The organism is Hyphomicrobium sp. (assembly GCF_009026145.1).
GTDB lineage: Bacteria > Pseudomonadota > Alphaproteobacteria > Rhizobiales > Hyphomicrobiaceae > Hyphomicrobium_A.
Genome location: NZ_WBUE01000001.1, coordinates 1 through 15,534, shown reverse-complemented (window position 1 = coordinate 15,534; position 15,534 = coordinate 1). Strand labels below are relative to the sequence as shown.

Below are 15,534 nucleotides of genomic sequence, written 5' to 3'. Positions count from 1 at the left end.
AATCACACTGGCAGAGCTATGATTCTAGTGCCCCTTATCATTCCGAAGTTCGCTCTCCACATAGCCTGCGAGCACAGGCGAACTTCGGAATGGGGGCACTAGTGCTCGTCTCTATCGGCCACGTGACGCGCTACACGTACGCCACGCCGGCGCTCTACAGCATTCACACCCTGCGTTTGACCCCGCCCTCATTCGAGGGGCAGTGCGTGTTGAGCTGGCGCGCCGAGATGCCGGAGATCGAGAAGGCCGTGCGTTTTCGCGACGCGTTCGGCAACGTCTCGCACCTCGTCTCCATTCCGCGCCCGCACTCCGAGATCGCCATCATCGCGCGCGGCACGGTCGAGACGCAGGACAAGGCGGGGTTCGTGCGCGGCCTCACCGAGGTGGCGCCCGGGCGCCTGTTCCGGCGGGAGACGGCGAAGACGGCGGCCGACGACGCCATTCGCGAGCTGGTAGCCGGTCTCAAGGCCCCCGACCCCATCGACCGGCTGCACGAGCTGATGCAGACCGTCGGTGAGCGGGTGAAGTATGCGGTAGGTGCGACGAACGCCCACACCAGTGCCGCCGAGGCGCTGAAGGACGGGCGCGGCGTCTGCCAGGACCATGCGCACGTGTTCATTTCGGCAGCGCGGCTGATGGGCATGCCGGCGCGCTACGTGAGTGGATACTTCGTGACCAGCGGCGAGTTCGCCTCCGAGGCCCAGCACGCCTGGGCCGAGGTCCTCATCGATGGCCTCGGCTGGCTCGGCTTCGATCCCGCTAACCAATTATGCCCCACCGACCGCTATGTCAGGCTGGGCTGCGGGCTGGATGCGGCCTCGGCCGCGCCTATTACCGGCAACCGGCGCGGCGGCGTCGACGAGGTCCTTGACGTCTTCGTGGAAGTCCAGCAGCAAAGCAGCGCCCAGCAGCAGTGACCCCGCGAGGCCGGGGCGCGGGGCGACTTGGCTAACGACGCGGGGACTGGCAGATGACCTACTGCGTGGCATTGCGGCTCAATCGCGGGCTCGTCTTCGCCGCCGACACGCGTACCAACGCCGGCGTCGACAACATCGCGCAGTTCCGCAAGATCCATTACTGGTGCAACCCGGGTGAGCGCGTGCTCGTGCTCCTGGCGGCCGGCAATCTGTCGTTGACCCAGTCGGTCGTCAGCCTGCTCAACGAGCAGCTCGTCGAGCGCGAGGAGGATCCCGACTCCATAAATCTCTACAACGTGCCGACGATGTACCGCGCCGCGCGCCTCGTGGGCGATGCGGTGCGCAGCATCAGGGCGATCGACGGGGCGGCTCTGGAAGCGACAAAGACGGGCTTTGCCGGCTCTTTCATCCTTGGCGGCCAGATCGGCTCCGAGCCGCCACGCCTGTTCCAGATCTATTCGGAGGGCAACTTCATCGAGGCGACAGATGACACGCCCTACTTCCAAATCGGCGAGCACAAGTACGGCAAGCCTATTCTCGATCGCGTGGCGCAGCCCACGATGCGCCTCGGCCAGGCGGCGAAGCTGATCCTGCTCAGTTTCGATTCGACGCTGCGCTCCAACCTGTCGGTGGGCATGCCGATCGACATCCTGTTGTACGAGCGCGATAGCCTCGAGGTTCGCCGCGAGAAGCGCATCCACCAGGACGACGAGTACTTCAAGAAACTGTCGCAAGCCTGGTCGGAGGCGCTGCGCGAGGCCTTCACCAAGATCGAAGAATTCAATGTTTAGGCCATGGCGCCAGCTCGATTGTTGCCGGGAAGGTGCGCTTACGCCGCAATTGTCACGTAACTGCGGTTAGGCTAGCGCGATACTGGCTCCGGCTTCGGTCGCGTCGTGAGCGTTGAACGCCGCTAAGGGCAGTAGCTGCGGAGGACGTCTTGAACATTTGCATGATTGGCGCCGGCTACGTCGGGCTCGTGTCGGCCGCCTGCTTCTCGGAGTTCGGCTGGACGGTTACCTGCGTCGACAAGGATCCGCAGCGTCTGGCCGAGCTGAAGGACGGCAAGTCGCCGATCTACGAGCCGGGCCTCGATGATCTCCTGCAACGTAACATGCAGGCCGGCCGCCTCTTGTTCACCGACGACCTCGGCCCGGCGGCGAAGAACGCCGACGTCATCCTGCTGGCGGTGGGCACGCCGATGCGCCGCGGCGACGGCTATGCCGATCTCTCCTATGTGCATGCCGCCGTCGAGGAGATCGCGCCGCACCTCAAGGGCTTCACCGCCATCGTGACCAAGTCGACGGTGCCCGTCGGCACCAGCCGCGAGATCGAGCGCCGCCTGCGCGCCGCGCGCCCCGACGGCGACTTCGCCGTCTGCTCCAATCCCGAGTTCCTGCGCGAAGGCTCCGCCATTCAGGATTTCATGCATCCGGACCGCGTGCTGGTCGGCACCGACGACGAGCGCGCGCGCGAGCTGATGGGGCGCCTCTACAAGCCGCTCGCCCTGCGCAACGCGCCGGTGATGTTCGTCGGCCGGGAGTCGGCCGAGTTGGCGAAATACGCCGCGAATGCCTTCCTGGCCCTCAAGATCAGCTTCATCAACGAGGTTGCCGATCTTTGCGAGCAGGTCGGCGCCAACGTGCAGGAGGTCGCCTCGGCCATCGGCAAGGACGGTCGCATCGGCGACAAGTTCCTGCATCCCGGCCCAGGCTATGGCGGCTCGTGCTTCCCCAAGGACGTATCGGCGCTCATTCGCACGGCGCGCGAGAACAAGTCGCCGGTGTCTATCGTCGAGCAGGTGCAGCGCGTCAACGACGAGCGCAAGATCGCCATGGCACATCGCATCGAGGGCGCCGCCGGCGGATCGGTGCGCGGCAAGACCATCGCCATTCTCGGCGTCACCTTCAAGCCGAACACCGACGACATGCGCGATGCGCCGAGCCTCATTATCGTGCCGATGCTGCAGGAGCGCGGGGCTACGGTGCGCGCCTGCGACCCGCAGGGGCGGCGTCAGGCCGATCCCTTGCTGCCTGGCGTCGTGTGGTGCGAGAGCGCGCTGGAGACGGCGACGGGCGCCGATGTCCTCGTCACGGTTACCGAGTGGAACGAGTTTCGCGCGCTCGACCTCAAGGCGGCGAAAGCGAGAATGCGCGGCGACGTTCTCGTCGATCTGCGCAATGTCTTCACCGCCGACCTGGCGCACGCCGCCGGCTTCCGCTACTCCGCCGTCGGCCGCAAGCCGGAGGACATCGACCTTGCCCCGGCGCCGCTGGCGCTGCGCGCCTGATCGCTGCGCTTGCGCAAGATGATGTGCACGCCGCCTCGGGTGGCCGAAGACGGTGGCCGCGCGCTCAGGGGTGGCGATTGGGGCATCAGGCTGTGAAGCCTTGCCGCGCTTCGGCGTGCCGCCTTGAAGCTCCGCCAATGCGCAATTGCCATTTCCAGCGGGGCGAGCACGCGCGGCAGGACGATCGCGGCGGCGAGGATGCTGGTATCGGCACAAGCGCCGACCATCGCGAGATAGATGCCGAGGCCGAGCATTGCCGACTGCAATGCTGGGCGCAGCGCGCGAACGACCGCCGCTGCCATCATGGCCGGCCTTGCCGCCGCGTCCTGCTCATCGCGTAAGCGCGCGTTGAGCGCAATCCATGCTTGCCGGTTTGCGGGAGCCGGGCAGCCAGCCTCGCGGATGAGAGCGGCCGCCACCTTCCAGCGCTGCTCCGCTGTCCGTGCCGCGCGTTGCGCCGGCTCGCCGGTCATTCGCTCGGCGACGAGCAGGCAGCCGGCGACGGACAGGGCGGCGCCCGCTGCGAGAAGTCCAAACAGCGGATGCAGCAGGAACATGGCCGCTAGGTAGAAGGGCAGCCATGGTAGATCGCATAGCGCAGATGGTCCGTGGCCGATCAGGAAGGCGCGGATCTGGTCGAGATCGTGGACAGGTCTCGATCGCATGTGCCTCGCCGCGCCTGCGATCAGCCAGCGATCGACGCGGAGGGCGCAGCGCGCAAAGACGCGCTGTCGCGTGACGTCGAGCAACGCGCTGAGGGCATAGAGCGCCAGCATGAGGAGGGTCAGCGTAAGCAGCTCGTCGGTGTCCCGCGAGGGCAGCACGCGGCCGTAAAGAAGCAGCATGTATAGGGGGCCGGTGAGGGCGAGGATGTTGATGCCGGCGGTGCATAGCACCAGCATCAGGAGTTGCCGGCGACCGAGCAGCCGCGTCAGGCGAGGCATAGATTTTCTTTTACCGCCCGTCAGTTGGCCGTCTGGCATAGACTTCCTCGGCAGGCGGCCGGGACGCATCCATTGAGCAGTAGGCGGCGCGGGCAGTCGCTGCGATATGCTACTTTAGGTTGAATTAGGGTTTCTAAGCGGTCAAGCGACCATGCATCGATAGAGCGGGAAAACCGCGCCGCGCGTATGGCCCGATTAGCCTCGCAATCCGGTAACTCACGTGCCTATAAGCAAAAAAGCTCTGCGCTCTCGATCACCTTCGATGGTCATGGCATAGAACGAAACATGCGGCCGACAACGGCCCGGAAGCCAGCGGCAGCGGATGCCGCAAGGGGACGGCCTGAGAATGAACCAGCCACAGTCGCTTGCAGCCTATTTTGCCGCGTGGGCAGCCAACCGGCCGGCGCGCCTCGCCATAGCGGCGACGGTGAACGCGCTGGCAACGGCGGCCATTGAGATGGCCGAGCTAGTAGGCCAGGGGGCGCTGGCAGGGCCGCTTGGCCGTTTGACCGGAAAAAAAGGCGACGTGGACGAGCAGAAGGAGATCGACCTGCTCGCCAACAACCGCATCGTCGACGTCTTGCGCGGAGCGCCGGTCGCGGCCGTGGCCTCCGAGGAGATGGACGCGCCGCTGCTGCTCGACGCAAAGGCGCCGTTGCTCGTGGCGGTCGATCCGCTCGATGGCTCGTCGAATATCGACGCCAACGCCTCGATCGGCACCATTTTCACGGTTCTGCCGGCCCTAGAGCACAACGAGCATCCGTCGGCATTTCTGCAGCCGGGGGTCAATCAACTCGCAGGCGGCTTCTTCGTCTACGGCCCGCAGACCGTGCTGGTGGTGACGGTCGGCGCCGGTACGCAGATCTTCACGCTCGACCGCCGCACGGGGACGTTTCTGCTCACGCACCCGAAGGTGGAAATACCGCTGCGCACCAGCGAGTACGCCATCAACGATTCCAACTCGCGGCACTGGGACGATCCGATCCGCACCTACGTCGAGGATTGCCGGCGCGGCAAAGAGGGTCCGCGCGCGCGCGACTTCAACATGCGCTGGACCGGCTCGCCGGTCGCCGACATCTATCGCATCGTCTCGCGCGGCGGCATCTACCTCTATCCCGGCGATCAGCGACGCGGCTTCCGCGATGGGCGCCTGCGGCTGATCTACGAGGCCAATCCCATGGCCTGGGTCATCGAGCAGGCAGGCGGGGCAGCGTCGACGGGGCGCGAGCGGCTCCTCGAGGTCAAGCCCACCTCCCTGCACCAGCGCGTCCCGCTCGTCGCCGGGTCGCGCAACGAGGTGGAGCATGTGGCGCGTCTACACGACGGGTTGCAGATCCGCGGCGAGCGCTCGCCGCTGTTCAGCCGCCGTGGCCTGCTGCGGTTCTAAATAAATCAAGAATTTTAAGGCAGTCTCCCCACCGCCATGTCAACCAAGCATCCTATCATCTCGGTCACAGGCTCTTCCGGCGCCGGCACCACCTCGGTGCGTCAGACGTTCGAGAACATCTTTCGGCGCGAGCACATCACCGCCGCCTTCATCGAGGGCGACGCGTTCCATCGCTATGGCCGCGCCGAGATGGAGCAGGCGATCGTCGAGGCGCGCCTCAGGGGCAACAACAACTTCAGCCATTTCGGCGAAGAGGCCAATCTCCTTGCCGAGCTCGAGGAAGTCTTTCGCACCTACGGCGAGAGCGGCCGTGGCCGCACACGCCAATACATTCACGACGAACAAGAATCGTTGCTATACGGCGCACCGGTCGGGACTTTTACGGCATGGCAGGATCTGCCGCGCGGCACCGATCTCCTCTTCTACGAGGGGCTGCACGGTGCGGTGGTGACGCCGAAGGTGAACGTCGCCAGGCACCCCGACCTCAAGATCGGCGTCGTGCCGGTGATCAATCTCGAGTGGATCCAGAAGCTCATTCGCGACCAGTCGGCGCGCGGCTACTCGCACGATGAGGCGGTCGAAGCGATCCTGACGCGCATGCCGGACTACGTGAACTTCATCTGCCCGCAGTTCACCGAAACCGACATCAACTTCCAGCGCGTGCCTACCGTAGACACCTCCAATCCATTCATTGCGCGCTGGATCCCGACGCCCGATGAGTCGATGGTGGTCATCCGCTTCCGCGATCCGCGCGGCATCGACTTCCCGTATCTGCTGTCGATGATCCCGGATAGCTTCATGTCGCGCGCCAACTCCATCGTCATTCCCGGCGGCAAACTCGACCTCGCGATGCAGCTCATCCTGACGCCGCACATCCTGACGCTGGTGGAGCGTCGGCGCCGCGCGTCGTAGAGACGGTTTTGCACAGGCCACGCCGCCGACGCGACGCGTGCCACCAATGCCGCTAGAATGGAAGCCTCGCCCGTGAGGCTGCAGAGGACGTGTTCATGGCCCGACCCGTGACGATTGCCCCGTCGATCCTTGCGGCCGACTTCAGCCGGCTGAAAGAGGAGGTCGCGACGGTCGAGAGCGCCGGCGCCGACTGGATACATCTCGACGTGATGGACGGTCATTTCGTGCCCAACATCACCTTCGGGCCGCCGGTGGTGAAGGCGCTGCGTCCGCATTCGGCGAAAGTCTTCGACGTGCACCTGATGATTGCTCCGGCGGACCCATACCTCGAGGCCTTCGCCGAGGCGGGCGCCGATTACATCACCGTGCACCCGGAAGCCGGGCCGCACCTCGACCGCACGCTGCAGACGATCAAGGCGCTCGGCAAGAAGGCGGGTGTGGCGCTCAACCCCAGCACACCCGAGACCGCCATCGCCTACGTGCTCGACCGCCTCGACCTGGTGCTGCTGATGACCGTCAATCCGGGCTTCGGCGGTCAGAGCTTCATTCCCGCCGTCATCGACAAGATCCGCCGCGTCAAGGCGATGATAGGCACGCGGCCGATCGATATCGAGGTGGACGGCGGGATCACGCCCGAGACGGCTGGCCTCGTCGCCGCCGCAGGTGCCAACGTGCTGGTCGCTGGATCGGCCGTGTTCAAGGGCGGCACGCGCGAAGCCTACGCCGCGAACATTGCCGCCATCCGCAAGGCGGCAGACGCGGCGCGCGGTAAAGCGGCGGCCTGATCGACGCCTCCGCGCGCACTTATCCTCGGTGTATGGCGCCGTGCGTATCCTCGCGCAACGCAAGTCGCTGCGAGGAACGCGTGGACGAATCGCCTAACCTCGGCCTGCCGTACATCCTGGCGGCCCAATCCCAGAAGCACGTCACACATAACGAGGCCATCCGCGCCCTCGACGCCATCGTGCAGCTCGGCGTCCTCGACCGCGATTTGACGGCGCCGCCCGCCTCTCCAGCCGATGGCGCGCGCTACATCGTCGGCGCAAGTCCGACCGGCGCGTGGAGCGGCCACGCCGGCAGCATCGCCGCATATCAGGACGGCGCGTGGATGTTCTATGCGCCGGGCGAAGGCTGGATCGCCTGGGTGGCCGACGAGGATGTGGCCGTCGTGTGGGACGGATCGGTCTGGACCGCGCTGACGACGGGCAGCGGCGGGGGTGGCAGCGGCAGCTTCACGACGCTCGGCATCAATGCCACGGCCGATGCAACCAACCGCCTCGCCGTTGCGTCCGACGCCACCTTGCTCAATCACGATGGCGACGGACACCAGCTCAAGATCAACAAGGCGTCGGCCAGCGACACGGCAAGCCTGCTCTATCAGGACGCATTCTCGGGGCGGGCCGAGCTCGGCCTCAGTGGCGACGACGATTTTCATCTCAAGGTGAGTGCCGACGGCTCGACGTGGAAAGAAGCGATCCTGATCAACCGCTCGACCGGCTCAGTGTCGTTTCCATTCACCTCGTTGGGCGGCGGCGGCGGACGCGAGGTGCTCACGGGCAACCGCACCTACTACGTGCGCACCGACGGCAACGACGCCAACGACGGGCTCTCCAACAGCTCCGGCGGCGCCTTCGCCACCGTCCAAAAGGCGATCGACACCGTCTGCAGCATCGACTGCAGCGTCTACACGCCCACCATCCAAATCGGTGCCGGAACCTATAGTGGCGCCAACACCCTCAAGAGCTTTCTCGGCACCCAGTGCATCATCGTCGGCGACGAGACGACGCCGGCCAACATCATAGTCTCGGTGTCGGGCAGCCCGTGCTTCAGCGCCTTCAACGCCTGGACCGGCACCTGGCACCTGCGCGGCCTGAAGTTGACGACCACCGGCGGCGGGGCGAGCTGCATCCACATCGGCGCGCCGGGGGCGCTGAAGTTCCAGAAGCTGGAGTTCGGCGCCTCGACCTCGCTGCACATGAACATCGGCGGCGGCGCCCAGGTCACGGCGACGGGCAACTATTCCATATCGGGCAGCTCCAGCGCCGCGCACATGGGTGCCTTCGTCGGGGCGGTCATCTACGTGGAGAACATCACCGTCACGCTGACGGGCACGCCCAACTTCGGCGGCGCCGGCTTCGCCTGGGCCTCCCGGCACGCAACCATCTACATCGCCGGCAACACCTTCTCGGGGGCGGCGACGGGCGTGCGCTACACGGCGGAATATCTGTCCCTCATCCAGACGAACGGTCTTGGCGCGAACGGCTTGCCCGGCAGCAGTGCGGGCAGCACGGCAAGCGGCGGCGTATACGCGTGATGCGAGCGTGGGGGGAGCAGAACCACGAGCTACGGAACAGCCGCTCAGCCAGGCGCCAGCGCAGGCCTCGGCGCGCCGACGGAGCCGGCACGCTCGCGCACGGCGGTACGCACTGCATCGATGCGCCGCTCTAACGGCGCGATCAGAAAGAAGCCCAGGAGCAGTGCCACGCACAGCGTGACCATTAAGAGCACGGGATTGTCGCGCTCCCATTGCAGCTCCTGCGTCAAAACACGGCTGATGGCGTAATGTGAGATGAACACATGGTAAGAGGCGCGCCCCAAGAAGTAGGTGATGGGCGTCGAGAAGTCGCGCGCCAGCGCCCATGCCAGGAACAGCGCTGCGAATGCACCGCCGGCAAATGGCGCTAGCGTGAACTGAAGCGCCGGATTGAACGCTACGAGCAGTACGACGGCCGCACCGGCCGCCGCAATCGGCGCTATCCACCGTTGTGCGAATGCCATTGCGCGCCGCTCGTAGAAATAGATCAGACCGCCGGCGGCGAAGGGAATGAATCCCGCCTGCAGCACGCCGTATCGGTTCTGAAAGCAGTAGGGCGCATACAGCTCCGTGCCGCGCCACGTACAGGCGCCCGTCGATGCCGTCAGAGCCACCGCCCCAAGGAGCGCGAACATGAGCAGCGCGCGTGGACTGCGTGCAAAGCCGAAGGCAAGGAGTGCGTAGCAGACGAGCTCGATCGACAGGGACCATGCATTCGGCGCCAATTCGGGGAACGACGCCATGTGCAGATAGTCAACCCCGACGATGCCGACGACGCTGAGGTTGGTGAGCCACTGCGCAGCGGTCAGTGGTGCGCGCTCGACGAGCAGGGCACTCAGCACGCACACGAGGAGATAGGCCGGCCATAGTCTGAGAACGCGGTTGAGCGCGAAGGCGCCGAAGCCTCCCCAGCTGAATCTGTCCACCATGTAGTGCGTATTGAGGACGCGTGTAATCAGATAGCCCGACAATACGTAGAAGGCGAATACGGCCATCCACGCTATCCATGGAGCACCAAGCGGAAAAAGATGGGCCTGGGCAACAAACAGCGAGAGCACAAAACGCGCTACTTCCAACATAAAAGGCTCCCCCCGGAGCCCCCGCTGGGTGCAACGCTAGCCACGTCTCAGCAAGGTCGCAAGCGTTTCGCGCCTTTCATTTCATTGCGTTCGGACATTGGTGGGCGCCTCGAATAGAGGCTATTCGGCCATCGATCGGAGGAAATCGAAATGGACGATGAAAGACACTCAACCTCAAATTAGGGGCGGCAATCCGTGTGCTTAGGGCTTCGCAAAAGGGCGCTCATCGTGGCGCCGCCGGCGGTCGCTGAAGCGGGCAATTCGCGGCTGGCGACCACGTTATTCTGGCGTCGGGCCGATGCCGATTTGTCACTCATTTGGCGGGCTGGAGGGCGGAATACGTGGCCCGATCGGCGACCAAATAACCGCCAGCGCCAGTTGTGCCCGAGTTTCAGATCTTCCAGCCGGAATGAATGGCGGCGACGCCGCCGGTCAGATTGCGGTAGCTGACGCGGTCGAAACCGGCGCTGCGCACCATCGCCGCGAATTTCTCCTGATTGGGAAACTTGCGGATGCTCTCGACAAGATAGCGGTAAGGCGCCGCCTCGCCGGCAATCGCCTGACCCAGCCGCGGGATCACCTCGAAGGAATGGAAATCGTATAGGCGGTCCAAGATCGGGACCTGCACCTCGGAGAATTCCAGGCACAGGAAATGGCCACCGATCTTCAATACGCGAAATGCTTCCGCCAGCGCCTTGTCGATGTGCGTCACGTTGCGGATGCCGAAGGCGATGGTGTAGGCGTCGAACGAGCGGTCGGGGAACGGCAGCGCCTCGGCGTTGCCCTCGGCGAAGGTGATGCGCGCGGTGAGACCCGCCTCCTCTATGCGCCGCCGTCCGACGGCGATCATCTCGGGACTGATATCGCACAATACCGCCGAGGCATTGGGTCCGCTGGCGCGAGCGTAGCGCAAAGTGACGTCGCCCGTGCCGCCGGCCACATCGAGCAGACGGAAGGCCCGCTGGTCGCGTGGCGGGTTGAGCTGCGCGATGAGGTCGTCCTTCCATAGGCGGTGCAGGCCGCCCGACATCAGGTCGTTCATCAGATCGTAGCGCTCGGCGACGGTGGCGAACACGCGATTGACGAGGCCTTGGCGCTCGCGCTCGTCGACGCTGCGGAAGCCGAAGGTGGTCGAGGTATCTTGCGGGGAGGGATCGCTCATGCGAGCGACAATAGCTAAGCCAGGCGCCGGGCGCTATGCTGGCCACCACCTCCCCCCAGCGACACGAACGCCCGCAAATGCCTGAGCTTCCGGAAGTCGAGATCGTGCGGCGTGGCCTCGAGCCTGCACTCAAAGGCAAGGCTTTCCGGCGCATCGAGCAGCACCGGCCCGACCTCAGGTTTCCGTTGCCGAAGGATTTCCCCGTCCAGTTGCGCGGGCGCCGGGTCGAGCGATTGGAGCGGCGGGGCAAGTATCTCTTGGCGCATCTCTCCGGAGGAAACGTTCTGCTGATGCATCTCGGCATGACCGGATGTTTCACCGTGCATGCCCCTGTTAACGATGAGCCGAGCCTCAAGCGCGCTTTGCACGACCACGTCGTCTTCCACATGCAGGACGGCGGCTCCGTAACCTATAACGACCCACGCCGGTTCGGCTTCATGATGCTCATTGCCGAGAAGGAGCTCGACGAGCATCCGCTCCTGCATCATCTCGGCATCGAGCCGCTGAGCGCAGCCCTGACACCCGAGCATCTCGCGCTCAGGGCACGTGGCAAAAGAATGGCGCTGAAACCCTTTCTCGCCGACCAGCGCATCATCGCCGGGCTCGGCAACATCTATGCTTGCGAGGCGCTCTATCGCGCCCGGCTGTCGCCGAAGCGCGGCGCGGCGAGCATCGCCAGCAAGGCCGGCCAGCCGAACGAGCGCGCGCGGGCGCTGGTGCCAGCGATAAGGGCCGTGCTCGAGGACGCCATCAAGGCCGGCGGGTCATCGCTGCGCGACTACCGCCAGGCCAACGGCGAGCTGGGCAATTTCCAGCATTCGTTTGCCGTCTATGGCCGCGAGGGTAAGCCCTGCCCGCGCAAGGGTTGCGGCGGCACGGTGCGCCGCTGCGTGCAGGCCGGGCGCTCGACCTTCTATTGCTCGCGCTGCCAGCGCTAGACGCTCGCTTGCGGAGCGACGGCGAGCCGCCGATAGGTCACCAACGAGACGAGCGAGATCAGACCAATGGCGACGCCGCCGGCGATGAAGACGTGATTGGCTGCCCAATCCGCCTTGGCGGTCGCCAGCTTGCCGGACGCGACGAGATAGGCGAGCGCAATGCCGACGGCGATGGCCTGGGCCGCCGTTACGGCGGCTAGGATGGCGAGCGACTTCGATGATGCAAGAGCTGCGCGGTTGCTCGCCAGGTATCTGGCGCACAGCAATGCCGCCAGGGCGAGCAGCGCCATGCCGGCCCCGTACTGCCACCAGTGCTGCCAGGAAAGGCCCGACAGCGTGTAGATGCTGAACATCGCCGCAGCACCCCAGGCGTAGACGATGGCGGCGAGCATGGTGTTGCTCCACGCCCAATCAACACACGCTGCTGGTGCATCGCCTGCTAGCCAGAGTGGAACGTTGACACGCAGCAGCACGAAAAAAACCTGCAGGGCGAATAGCGCCGCCGCCAACGCCAGCGTCACTGCCGAGCCGCGCGCTGCCGCCAGCACGCAGACGAGGATACTCATGGCGAAGGCGAGCAGCAGTATCGGCAGCATCGGTCTCAAGGGCATCCCAGCACTCATCGTCGGTCGCGCATCGAGCGATGCCCGTCAGGCGCGTCGCGGCGCCGGTCCCCATAGCGCATTCGCGCTGATCGCCGCTAGCGCGGCGGCGCCGAAAAAGAAGATAGCGTTGGCCGCCCAGTCGGGCTCGCTGGGATCGCGTGGCATCTTGTTGTCGATGATCATGCCGATCATCGCAATGACCATGCCGGCGAGCTGCCCGATGGTGAGATAGCGGGCGATGTTAAGAAGCGTGTCGTCCTGTCGCCCCGCGGTGGCGTCCTTCGACATCATGGAAGCGAAGAACAGGCACAGCGCGGCGACAGCGCCGGCGGCGAGCACGTACTGCCACCACTCGTGCCAGCTCAGCACGAAGCGGTAGGTGAGCAGCATGCTGAGCGCCGCCCACGCCCATACCAGCGCCATGGAGTTGGCGGTCGTACTGGCAAGAGCCGGCGCGCTGCCTCCGCTGGCCACCAGCCGCTGACGCTCCCAGATCGCGAGCGCCACAAATGCGAGGCAGACGAGTGCGGTGAGGGCCATATGCACGTTCTGGCCCCCCATGGCGGCCGCGATGGATGCGGTGGCCGTGCCGACTGCCAGTGCAACAACCCAAAGCCAGATCGAAGTCATGCCGCCCCTTGCCTCCCGAGCCCCTCGATGCGTCCGCCAGGAGAACCCGGAGAGGCGGTTCTGGCAAGCCCATGAGCCGCTTAACAGGCGGGCAGCGCCGTTGACCCTACACTTTGCGGCGTCTATAGGATCGCCTCTTGAGGCCGCTCGGAGCTCCACGTTTCGGGCGGCTAGTGTCCCGATTCCGAAGTTCGCCCCAGTTTACGGCTGGGTAGGGAGCGAACTTCGGAATCTAAAGGGACACTAGAATCATAGCTCTGCTAGTGTGATTCAGATCGAGAAATTCGCTCGGCACCCTGCCGCCGATGATGGCGAATTTCTCGATCATCACACTAGCGCATTTGGAGATGAGCTGCACGGGTGGCAGCGCCCGCCGTCGATCGACGGCGGGTGAGCGAGAGGAAGTACGACATGGCCAATACGAAGTCGGCAAAGAAGGCGGCACGCCAGGCAGTCCGCCGCACGGAAGTGAACAAGGCCCGCACGTCGCGCGCGCGCACTGCTGTACGTTCCGTCGAGGAGGCAATCGCGGCGGGCAACAAGGATGCAGCGGCGAAAGCGCTGCGCGAGGCCGCTCCGGTGCTCGCACGCACGGCGCAGAAAGGCGTGCTGCACAAGAAGACGGCGAGCCGCAAAGTTTCGCGCCTCAGCGCGCGCGTCAAGGCGATGTCGAACTGAGAGCGAGGCCTCTCGACGGGGCTACTCCAAACCGGGGTGCGGTATGTTCGCAACAGCATCGCCGCACCATCCACCGTCACCACACGAGTCTTAAACAGACCTAAGTGACGGATTCCGCGGCGCTTGAGCGTCGTGGCCCGGGCCGCCGGCCCGTTCATCGCGCTTAAGCGCGCTCCCGGCCCAAATGGAAAATGACGTTTTGGCGACGTACCAGAGGACAAGTTTCTCTGCGCGCCAAGGCGTGCGCGCGAGCCTTGGAAATCATGAACTTGCTCAGCTGGCTATCCACAAGAGCTGCGGCGAACTCACAGGATTTCCACTGCTTCATCAGGCTTGCGCGAACCTCTGCAACCAGCCGCGCGTGCACCTGTTACGCTTGCTTAAGGCAGCGTTAAGGGATACGGTTCTGACGGTCGACGCGCTTGGATTTATCCAGCGTTCCAGCGCCAGTCGCCGCCAGGTTTTGTACAGTGTCGCGTCCCTGGTTTCATCGTAGCTTATGTGCGTTTCGTGCGTATCTTTCTGGGCGCTTGCCTGGAGAGCCGAGGGGTTGTTTTCTCCAGTCTTCGTTGATTGTGTGAGCAGGCCGTTCTGAGGCGCGTTGTTCAGCGCGGTCTGTGAGTGGAGGACGAAGGTGCAGTCGTTGGAAGTCGTCCACATCGAGGACGTGCCTGTGGAAGAGGTCTGGGCACACCTCGCAAAGGACGCGAGTTCAGTTCTGATCGACGTGCGGACGCGAGCGGAGTGGACGTTCGTGGGCCTCCCCGATCTCAACGAGATCGGCAAGCGGGTGCTCACGGTCGAATGGCAGACGTGCCCCGAAAGCAAAATCGATGCGGGCTTTTCGGAACGGATGACCAAAGCGCTCGATGCGGCGGGCGCCACCAAAGATAGCGAGTTGTTCTTCATCTGCCGATCCGGCGCGCGCAGTCGCATGGCAGCGGAAGCCATGGCGAGCGCCGGCTATCGACGATGCAGGAATGTGGCGGACGGCTTCGAGGGGCCTCTCGACGCCGACCGTCATCGAGGGCAGGTCGCCGGCTGGAAGGCGGCCGGCTTAGCTTGGGTGCAAGGTTAGCGCACCCGTTTCGGAAGACCTGAACTGGACCAATTGCGCAGCCGCGGCGGCGGAGGGCGACGGTCGGTCTTTGTCCAGGGGACTTTGAGGTGCAAGTCGAAAAAGTTCCAAAAGTAGCGGGGGTTTCACACATGCAGACGATTCAAAAGGCGGAACGTGCCGTTGCGGGCGGCTTTGCGGGCGCAGCTTCCAACGGACTCGAAGAACGTACGACCACCAACGCGACCACTCCCAGTCCCTCTCCGGCAATAACGGCAACGAACCCAGAAGAGCAGCGCGGCCAGAAGGTGCGGGCCATGCTGCGCGCGCGGCTCGGCGACGACATCTTCACCAGCTGGTTCAATGCGCTCGACTTCGAGAGCTTCGAGGCCGGCACGGTCAAGTTCTCTGTCCCGGTCAAGTTCCTGCGAACCTGGATCCAGTCGCATTACTCCGAGGATCTGCTCGCCTGCTGTCGCGCCGAGTTCAAAGGTGCGGAGAAGGTCGAGGTCGTACTGCGTCAGCCCGGTAACAGCGCCAGCGCGCGCGCCGAGGCCGAGGCGGCCGCGGCGGCCGAGCCGACGAACGGCGCCCGCAACGGCGCCCAGGTCGAGTCCGGCC

At 64.9% G+C, this 15,534-nt stretch carries 16 protein-coding genes; 11 read left to right on the top strand and 5 right to left on the bottom strand.

Annotation, left to right across the window (positions count from 1 at the left end):
- Positions 1-89 precede the first annotated feature (89 nt).
- From F9K20_RS00080 to F9K20_RS00070, 3 genes are all read left to right on the top strand, one after another.
- Entirely contained in the window at positions 90-917 is an 828-nt protein-coding gene (locus F9K20_RS00080) for a transglutaminase family protein (RefSeq protein WP_290996759.1), read from the top strand.
- A 53-nt stretch (positions 918-970) separates the two neighbouring features.
- Positions 971-1,708 carry a proteasome-type protease gene (locus F9K20_RS00075; RefSeq protein ID WP_290996758.1) on the top strand — a complete coding sequence of 246 codons (738 nt, stop codon included), beginning with the start codon at positions 971-973 and terminating at the stop codon, positions 1,706-1,708.
- Between the two features lie 149 nt (positions 1,709-1,857).
- Positions 1,858-3,207 carry a UDP-glucose/GDP-mannose dehydrogenase family protein gene (locus tag F9K20_RS00070; RefSeq protein ID WP_290996757.1) on the top strand — a complete coding sequence of 450 codons (1,350 nt, stop codon included), beginning with the start codon at positions 1,858-1,860 and terminating at the stop codon, positions 3,205-3,207.
- On the opposite strand, the gene F9K20_RS00065 is transcribed toward F9K20_RS00070, so the two are convergent.
- Positions 3,138-4,151, bottom strand: a complete 1,014-nt coding sequence (locus F9K20_RS00065; protein ID WP_290996756.1) for a hypothetical protein — start codon at positions 4,149-4,151, stop codon at positions 3,138-3,140. The two genes, F9K20_RS00070 and F9K20_RS00065, sit on opposite strands and share 70 nt — an antisense overlap.
- Before the next feature lie 346 nt (positions 4,152-4,497).
- On the opposite strand from F9K20_RS00065, the gene F9K20_RS00060 reads away from it, so the two are divergent.
- The 4 genes from F9K20_RS00060 (at position 4,498) to F9K20_RS00045 (ending at position 8,764) form a co-directional block, all read left to right on the top strand.
- Positions 4,498-5,538, top strand: coding sequence for a class 1 fructose-bisphosphatase (locus tag F9K20_RS00060; protein WP_290996754.1), 1,041 nt, complete (start codon positions 4,498-4,500; stop codon positions 5,536-5,538).
- A gap of 36 nt (positions 5,539-5,574) precedes the next feature.
- Positions 5,575-6,450: a phosphoribulokinase gene (locus F9K20_RS00055; protein ID WP_290996753.1), complete on the top strand. Its 876-nt coding sequence runs from the start codon at positions 5,575-5,577 to the stop codon at positions 6,448-6,450.
- Between the two features lie 95 nt (positions 6,451-6,545).
- Positions 6,546-7,235 carry a ribulose-phosphate 3-epimerase gene (gene rpe, locus F9K20_RS00050; protein ID WP_290996752.1) on the top strand — a complete coding sequence of 230 codons (690 nt, stop codon included), beginning with the start codon at positions 6,546-6,548 and terminating at the stop codon, positions 7,233-7,235.
- Between the two features lie 80 nt (positions 7,236-7,315).
- On the top strand, positions 7,316-8,764 hold the full coding sequence (locus F9K20_RS00045; protein WP_290996751.1) for a DUF2793 domain-containing protein: 1,449 nt from the start codon (positions 7,316-7,318) through the stop codon (positions 8,762-8,764).
- Positions 8,765-8,808: 44 nt separating this feature from the next.
- Here the strand turns inward: F9K20_RS00045 and F9K20_RS00040 are convergent, their stop codons facing one another.
- Both F9K20_RS00040 and ubiE read right to left on the bottom strand, forming a co-directional pair.
- Positions 8,809-9,843 (bottom strand): acyltransferase family protein, encoded by a 1,035-nt coding sequence (locus tag F9K20_RS00040; protein ID WP_367115817.1) that lies wholly within the window; start codon positions 9,841-9,843, stop codon positions 8,809-8,811.
- A 391-nt stretch (positions 9,844-10,234) separates the two neighbouring features.
- On the bottom strand, positions 10,235-11,005 hold the full coding sequence (ubiE, locus tag F9K20_RS00035) for a bifunctional demethylmenaquinone methyltransferase/2-methoxy-6-polyprenyl-1,4-benzoquinol methylase UbiE (protein ID WP_290996749.1): 771 nt from the start codon (positions 11,003-11,005) through the stop codon (positions 10,235-10,237).
- Positions 11,006-11,082: 77 nt separating this feature from the next.
- Here ubiE and mutM point away from each other — a divergent pair, with 77 nt between their 5' ends.
- Positions 11,083-11,943, top strand: a complete 861-nt coding sequence (mutM, locus tag F9K20_RS00030; RefSeq protein WP_290996748.1) for a bifunctional DNA-formamidopyrimidine glycosylase/DNA-(apurinic or apyrimidinic site) lyase — start codon at positions 11,083-11,085, stop codon at positions 11,941-11,943.
- Here mutM and F9K20_RS00025 read toward each other — a convergent pair.
- Positions 11,940-12,554 carry a hypothetical protein gene (locus F9K20_RS00025; RefSeq protein WP_290996747.1) on the bottom strand — a complete coding sequence of 205 codons (615 nt, stop codon included), beginning with the start codon at positions 12,552-12,554 and terminating at the stop codon, positions 11,940-11,942. The two genes, mutM and F9K20_RS00025, sit on opposite strands and share 4 nt — an antisense overlap.
- Before the next feature lie 39 nt (positions 12,555-12,593).
- Positions 12,594-13,178, bottom strand: a complete 585-nt coding sequence (locus F9K20_RS00020; protein WP_290996746.1) for a bestrophin family ion channel — start codon at positions 13,176-13,178, stop codon at positions 12,594-12,596.
- 411 nt (positions 13,179-13,589) lie between these two features.
- On the opposite strand from F9K20_RS00020, the gene rpsT reads away from it, so the two are divergent.
- The 3 genes from rpsT to F9K20_RS00005 all read left to right on the top strand — a co-directional run.
- Positions 13,590-13,856, top strand: coding sequence for a 30S ribosomal protein S20 (gene rpsT, locus F9K20_RS00015; RefSeq protein WP_290996745.1), 267 nt, complete (start codon positions 13,590-13,592; stop codon positions 13,854-13,856).
- Between the two features lie 601 nt (positions 13,857-14,457).
- Entirely contained in the window at positions 14,458-14,934 is a 477-nt protein-coding gene (locus F9K20_RS00010) for a rhodanese-like domain-containing protein (RefSeq protein ID WP_367115816.1), read from the top strand.
- 131 nt (positions 14,935-15,065) lie between these two features.
- The coding region (locus F9K20_RS00005; protein WP_290996744.1) for a DnaA N-terminal domain-containing protein at positions 15,066-15,534 on the top strand (469 nt) is incomplete at its 3' end.

Bases quoted from the DNA above. Each gene is read 5' to 3' on its own strand.
- ubiE (WP_290996749.1), bottom strand. From the start codon at position 11,005: ATGAGCGATCCCTCCCCGCAAGATACCTCGACCACCTTCGGCTTCCGC.
- mutM (WP_290996748.1), top strand. From the start codon at position 11,083: ATGCCTGAGCTTCCGGAAGTCGAGATCGTGCGGCGTGGCCTCGAGCCT.
- F9K20_RS00065 (WP_290996756.1), bottom strand. From the start codon at position 4,151: ATGCCTCGCCTGACGCGGCTGCTCGGTCGCCGGCAACTCCTGATGCTG.
- F9K20_RS00025 (WP_290996747.1), bottom strand. From the start codon at position 12,554: ATGCCCTTGAGACCGATGCTGCCGATACTGCTGCTCGCCTTCGCCATG.
- rpe (WP_290996752.1), top strand. From the start codon at position 6,546: ATGGCCCGACCCGTGACGATTGCCCCGTCGATCCTTGCGGCCGACTTC.
- F9K20_RS00040 (WP_367115817.1), bottom strand. From the start codon at position 9,843: ATGTTGGAAGTAGCGCGTTTTGTGCTCTCGCTGTTTGTTGCCCAGGCC.
- F9K20_RS00060 (WP_290996754.1), top strand. From the start codon at position 4,498: ATGAACCAGCCACAGTCGCTTGCAGCCTATTTTGCCGCGTGGGCAGCC.
- F9K20_RS00055 (WP_290996753.1), top strand. From the start codon at position 5,575: ATGTCAACCAAGCATCCTATCATCTCGGTCACAGGCTCTTCCGGCGCC.
- F9K20_RS00020 (WP_290996746.1), bottom strand. From the start codon at position 13,178: ATGACTTCGATCTGGCTTTGGGTTGTTGCACTGGCAGTCGGCACGGCC.
- F9K20_RS00075 (WP_290996758.1), top strand. From the start codon at position 971: ATGACCTACTGCGTGGCATTGCGGCTCAATCGCGGGCTCGTCTTCGCC.
- rpsT (WP_290996745.1), top strand. From the start codon at position 13,590: ATGGCCAATACGAAGTCGGCAAAGAAGGCGGCACGCCAGGCAGTCCGC.
- F9K20_RS00080 (WP_290996759.1), top strand. From the start codon at position 90: ATGGGGGCACTAGTGCTCGTCTCTATCGGCCACGTGACGCGCTACACG.